The organism is Sporosarcina aquimarina, from assembly GCF_019748715.1.
GTDB lineage: Bacteria > Bacillota > Bacilli > Bacillales_A > Planococcaceae > Sporosarcina > Sporosarcina newyorkensis.
This window is the reverse complement of record NZ_JACLBZ010000022.1, coordinates 56,670-63,040: the sequence shown is the minus strand read 5'-3', so window position 1 is coordinate 63,040 and position 6,371 is coordinate 56,670. Positions and strand designations below refer to the sequence as shown.

The following is a 6,371-nucleotide window of genomic DNA, read 5'->3' as shown; positions in this document are numbered from 1 at the left end:
GAGACAGCTAGCGGTCTTTGCTAGTTGGCTCACGGCGGGAGGCAATCCCCCAGCGGCGAAGCGGCGTAAATGTACTACCCTGTACCTATTTAGGACTTACCTAAAATCGAGCGACGAAACAATAAAAAGTTAGCCCTTAGCTCGTTCAACCTGCTAAAATAATTTAAAAATTATATAGTTTCACAGACAACACCTAAACGATTTGCAAAGCGAAGTTATTATGTTATAATACTTTAAAAGTATCCAATAACTTAATAACTTTGACGCAATGTCAAAGGGGAGTAGCTATAGGGAAACCTATTTCATAATCGTCAATACGTGGCTGTCTAAACTGCCATCGGTTATGATAGCTGGATTTTGAACATACAAAATTCTGACTTAGCGAGACCTTTGCCTTTTATTAGGTGAGGGTCTTTTTATATTGTATAAAACAAGGAGGAATTTTGTTGGACGCGATTTTATTAGAATACGCATGGGTTCTTGTCGTACTGATCGTACTAGAAGGGCTATTGGCGACGGACAATGCAGTAGTGATGGCGGTAATGGTCAAACATTTGCCGAAACCACAGCAGAAGAAAGCATTATTTTACGGCTTGGTTGGAGCGTTTGTCTTCCGATTCACAGCTTTATTCATGATTACATTTTTGGTGAACATTTGGCAGATCCAAGCGTTAGGGGCAGCATACTTATTAATCATTTCAGGTAAGAATATATATGACAAGCTCACGCACTCGCAAAAAGATAATCCGAATAAAAAACCGAGAAAACAATCTGGTTTTTGGATGACGGTTTTGAAAGTAGAATTAGCGGACATTGCGTTTGCTTTGGACTCTATGTTGGCGGCAGTGGCGCTCGCTGTGACATTGCCAGAATTGGGTGATTTCCATGTCGGTGGAATCAATGGTGGACAGTTCGTTGTCATGTTACTTGGCGGTATGATTGGTTTGATTATGATCCGTTTCGCAGCTAGACAGTTTGTCGTTTTGCTGGAGAAATATCCGACACTCGAAACTGCGGCATTCTTAATAGTAGGCTGGGTAGGTGTGAAACTCGTCGTGCTGACATTGGCACATCCAGCGCTTCAAATTATTCCTGAGACATTCCCGCACTCGACGTTGTGGAAAACAACATTCTGGATCATACTGTTGATATTGGCAGTTGGCGGCTATTTGTTAGCCGTAGTGAAACAACGGTTGAAAGGGTAAACTAAATGCAACTCCTTCTAATATTTAGAAGGAGTTGCATTTTATCTTTATTCAGCAGAAGGCTCTCATCTATATGGTGATAAAATGAAAGCTGTTTTACTTCCAGTACAACGGGTGTTCAAATGCTTGCTGAACAAAGAGATAGCCTCGGACGGATGTCACATATTTTGATGGTGTTAAAGGTTAACTGACTGCGTCACGCAGACCTAAGCACAATTCAAAATCTAGACACAATTATACCGAAGCGTAATTGATTAGTTGGTTTAAGGTTATTAAAAGAGTGTAAAGTTCTTTGTAACGCTATCTTTTCAGCAAAGCATTTGATAAAGTAGGAAAATAAAGTTTCTGTTATGAAAGGAATTTGAAAAAGATGAAGCTTTCCCGAGAAGTTTTACATAAATTCACTCCAGCACAAATCATCGTATTCTATTACTTTTTAGCAATTGCTTCTTCTTTCCTGCTGCTGAACTTACCAGGTGTCTATAAGCCAGGCGTCCATGTAGCATTTATCGACAGCTTATTTACAGCTGTAAGTGCGGTAAGTGTTACAGGGTTATCATCAATAAACATCGGAGAAACCTACTCGGTTTTTGGCTTGTGTATGCTCATGTTGGTCCTCCAGCTAGGAGGTATCGGCATTATGTCAATTGGTACGTTTTTTTGGTTGCTCGTAAAAAAAAGAATTGGAATGAGAGAACGTCAGCTGATCATGGTCGACACGAATCAATATACATTAGCGGGTGTTGTGCAGCTCATTCGCCAAATTATTCAAATCATAGTCGCAATCGAATTGATTGGCGGGGCGATTTTGACACTTTATATCTCTCGTTTTTACGACTCGTTCAGTGAAGCCTTATTAAATGGGATGTTCATGGCGGTCTCTGCCACTACGAATGCAGGTTTTGATATTACCGGTTCTTCCATGAAGCCTTATTTTAATGACTACTTTATTCAATTAATATTAATGGTTTTAATTATTTTAGGAGCTATCGGGTTTCCTGTTCTAATTGAGGTGAAAAGTTACTTTTCGAAAAAAGTACCTCATTTCCGTTTCTCCTTATTTACGAAGATCACGACTTCTACCTTTGGCTTGTTATTAGTTTTCGGTACCTTGATGATTTGGCTTTTAGAATCATTTCATTCATTCAAAGGGATGAGGTGGCATGAGCAATTTTTCACGGCATTGTTCCACTCGGTTTCAGCGAGATCAGCCGGTCTTACGACGTATGACGTTACAAACTTCAGCGATGCAACCGACATATTCGTCAGTTCCTTAATGTTTATCGGGGCTTCACCCAGTTCGGTTGGAGGAGGGATCCGTACAACCACATTTGCCATAGCGATATTATTCCTGATCAATTTTGCCAAAGGGAACGATGTCATCCACATTTTTAAACGGCAAATTAAATTGGTTGATGTGTTTCGTTCATATGCGGTCATTCTCGTAGCTTGTGTTATGGTCATGACGGCATTGCTCCTTTTGTTGCTTACGGAGCCAGGCGTCCCGGTCGTTTCTTTACTATTCGAAATTACATCAGCATTCGGGACCTGCGGAATGTCGCTTGGAATTACATCGGATCTGTCTGTAGCTGGGAAACTCATCATTATGGTTTTGATGTTTATCGGGCGCGTAGGATTGATTTCATTTCTTTATACAATAGGCGGTAAAACGAATAAAACACCTTATCATTATCCAAAAGAACGTGTGATTATCGGATAATGATTACGTAAATAAAAGCAGGCTGAGAAAATATGGTCATTTTCTCAGCCTGCTTATTTTAATGCTTCTGTTCCTTCAAATTCTCTAAAACTTGGTCAGAGAGGTGGAAGTATTGTGCTTCTTGACTCGGACTATATTGGAAAATGAGATACCCGCGATCTTTTTTCACAGTGAGATCTTCTTCCAACTTGGCAGCAGTATCTGTGATGAAAACTTGTTTCCGGATCGTTCGATCAGTATGGCCGAGTGCTACAAACCTCTCGCCGAGTAGATGTGGGGAGCGAACCAAAAACTGATTGATCTCCCTCAATTGTTCTTCCTGTAAAGTAGAAGGGCCCCACCATATTTTTCTAGGGAGGAATTTCTGATGTGCCAGATAATCAATTTTTAACAGACTTCGTGCGATTTCTGTATCAACCTTCAAAACTTCTTTTAAAAATTGTTCCAAACGTGTGAACAAATCTTCAAACTGATGGCCGATTCTTGACCACCCTTGGTTTTCCCAAAAAGCGCCGAATAGCTGAAAGAAGTCGAAAGGTGTATCGACCAATTCGGTAACGATATATTCCATAGAGTGTATAAATCGACCTGAATTCCAATATTTTTCGAGAATGTCTTCTGTTTGTTTAATCTTCAGCATATCATCAAAGGACAACACATTATTTGATACGATTTCATAAGGAGCTGTGTCGATGAAACGATAACCGTATTGTTCTGCTTGAATTCGCAGACCAGTACCCCGCAGTAATTTTAAGAAACCTAATTGCAGCTCTTCTGGTCGTAAAGCAAATACTTCATTGAAAGTATCGCGGAAAGAATCGTAATCTTCTTCAGGCAATCCAGCGATTAAATCTAGATGCTGCGCAATTTTTCCGCCTTCCTTGACCATGGTAACGGTACGAGAAAGCTTACTGAAATTTTGTCTTCTTTGAACTAGTTCATTCGTCAGATCATTTGTTGATTGGACACCGATTTCAAAACGGAATAGTCCTGCGGGTGCATTTTCGTTTAAAAATTCAATGACTTCCGGCCGCATGATATCGCCCGTGATCTCAAATTGAAAGACAGTGCCTGGAACATGTTCGTCAATTAAAAATTGGAACATTTCCATCGCATAACTACGGCTGATATTGAACGTACGATCGACAAACTTTATCGTCTTGGCACCGTGTTTCATCAAATATCGAATATCTTCTTTGATTGCTTCCCGGTTAAAATAGCGGACGCCCACTTCGATTGAAGAAAGACAGAATTGGCAAGAAAAAGGGCAGCCACGGCTCGTTTCGATGTACATCACTCGATTTCTAAGATGAGGCAAATCCTCAACAAAACGAAAAGGGGATTGCAGTGTCCGCAAATCCAATTTTGGTCCAGGCGCTGTAATCTTCAACTGTTCATCTTGGCGATAGGCGATCCCTTGCACGCTCGATAATTCAGTTTTCCCGTTAATCGCTTGTAGTAAATCCTTAAATGTCCGCTCGCCTTCGCCAATGACGATAAAATCAATCTCTGGCACGCGTTCAAGCCATTGATCATAATCATAGGTCACTTCTGGCCCACCACAAACGATAATAGTTTCGGGACTCGTCAATTTAAGCAATCGAATGACTTTGATAGTTTCTTCAATGTTCCAAATGTAAACACTGAAACCGACAACATCAGGGGAATGTTGATAAAGTTCAGAGACGATCGAGAGTGTTGGGTCATGGATGGTGAATTCCGCCAAAGTACATGGGTATTCTGGCTCTGCGTATGCCTTAAGATAGCGGATTGCAATGTTAGTGTGTATGTATTTAGCATTTAAAGTAGATAAAACAATTTTCATGATTATACTCCTATACGAAAAAATATTGGTATACTTTAGGTAATTAAAAGAGACTATGGTCCTATGTAAAGCGTTCCAAAAATATGACATAATGAGAATTCAAAGGATTATATTTCAAATTTTCAAAATAGAGATTAGCAAACTTATCAAGTTACACTTTGAAATAAAAGAGGGAGGCATGTTTATGGTATTGAAATCAACAGATATCAATAAATTTCTCGAAAGTTCTCTTTTTAAAATAATTATTAATCACAATGGTGAAATATTGGGTATGACAAAAGCTTTTAAATCATTAGTGAAAGAAAATGACTTACCGAAATATATATCAGAAATTTTCGACGAACGACTACTCGTTCAAATTGAAAACATCCTAGTGCACTCTAGCTTTCAACAAATTACTGTACAGGAACGTGTAAAGGGATGTCTAAAAGATGACTGCGATAAACATGTCTCATGCTATATTATATACCAGCCTCGTAGTGAAAAGGCTATTATTACGATAAAAATGGATGAACAGACGAAAACCTTAAGTCAATTATACGAAAGTGCCTTTCAGACAGCTAAGATCCCGATGGCATTAGTTAATGAATGGGGATTCTTTGTGTCCTTGAATGAGGAATTCAATAAGACCTTCTTCGATCCAACTCGCGGGACTTCTATACACCTCAAGAGCTTCCTAGAAAACTTCCACCACGATGAAGAATTTTGTTATACGGAATACGTAGTTCAGGCGAAAAATGAAGGTGTTGCTCAAAGGAAATTGTCCTACCAGAAAAATGGTGATATACAATACTTCAACCTTCTCTTGGAAGTCGACTCAGCTACCGAGATGTTTATTTTGCGAGTCCTAGATATGACAGAACAGGAACATATGCTTCAATTGCTTGCACACTCCGACCAACTGTCCACGACAGGTGAAATTGCGGCTAGTATAGCACATGAAGTCCGAAACCCCATGACTACATTACACGGTTTTCTTCAGTTATTGGAACATGAGGTAACAGGAAGTGCCCATAAGTATGTAACTGTGATTCAAGGCGAAGTAAAGCGGATGAACGAAATTTTAAATGAAATGCTCGCTCTTTCCAAACCTCGTGTCGATGAAGTTACAGTATTTTCACTTACTGTCCTAATGGAAGAAGTATTGTTATTATTACAGCCGAAAGCCTTACTTGACCAAATAAACTTATTTAATGAAAATTTTATCACGGAACCCATTTTAATTAAAGCAAATCCGAATCGCGTCAAGCAGATTTTGGTAAATCTTCTTAAAAACGCGATGGAAGCAATGGGGCCAAAAGGGACGCTGACTGTTCATGTTTGTGAAGGAGAACAGCAAAATGTAGACATTCTAATTTCAGATACAGGCACTGGTATGAGCGAAGAGATGATGGAAAAGATTTTCTTGCCGTTTGTTTCTGGTAAAGCAGGCGGCACGGGACTTGGTCTTCCATTTGTCAAGAAAACGGTCACTGAATATGGTGGTAGCATAGCCGTTAGCAGTGAGGAAGGCGTAGGGTCTGTCTTTAAATTGACATTTCCGCGAGTGTCTGTCGTTGGCACCTGAACAGGACTTTAAATTTTAAACAAAAAGAAGGCCGATCTGCTGTATATAGCGGGT

General features: G+C 39.7%; 4 protein-coding genes. 3 read left to right on the top strand and 1 reads right to left on the bottom strand.

Translation table 11 applies throughout. The annotated features are described in order from the left end of the window. Positions 1–446: 446 nt before the first annotated feature. Positions 447–1,205, top strand: coding sequence for a TerC family protein (locus tag H7J92_RS11390; protein ID WP_040758305.1), 759 nt, complete (start codon positions 447–449; stop codon positions 1,203–1,205). Positions 1,206–1,575: 370 nt separating this feature from the next. After that, the gene (locus H7J92_RS11385) at positions 1,576–2,925 is read left to right on the top strand and encodes a TrkH family potassium uptake protein (RefSeq protein WP_078817860.1); all 1,350 of its coding nucleotides are present in this window, start codon (positions 1,576–1,578) and stop codon (positions 2,923–2,925) included. Between the two features lie 58 nt (positions 2,926–2,983). Here H7J92_RS11385 and H7J92_RS11380 read toward each other — a convergent pair whose 3' ends face one another. Further along, entirely contained in the window at positions 2,984–4,750 is a 1,767-nt protein-coding gene (locus H7J92_RS11380) for a B12-binding domain-containing radical SAM protein (protein ID WP_078817859.1), read from the bottom strand. Between the two features lie 184 nt (positions 4,751–4,934). Between H7J92_RS11380 and H7J92_RS11375 the strand changes: the two genes are divergently transcribed. Further along, positions 4,935–6,317 carry an ATP-binding protein gene (locus H7J92_RS11375; RefSeq protein ID WP_040758304.1) on the top strand — a complete coding sequence of 461 codons (1,383 nt, stop codon included), beginning with the start codon at positions 4,935–4,937 and terminating at the stop codon, positions 6,315–6,317. Positions 6,318–6,371 lie beyond the last annotated feature (54 nt).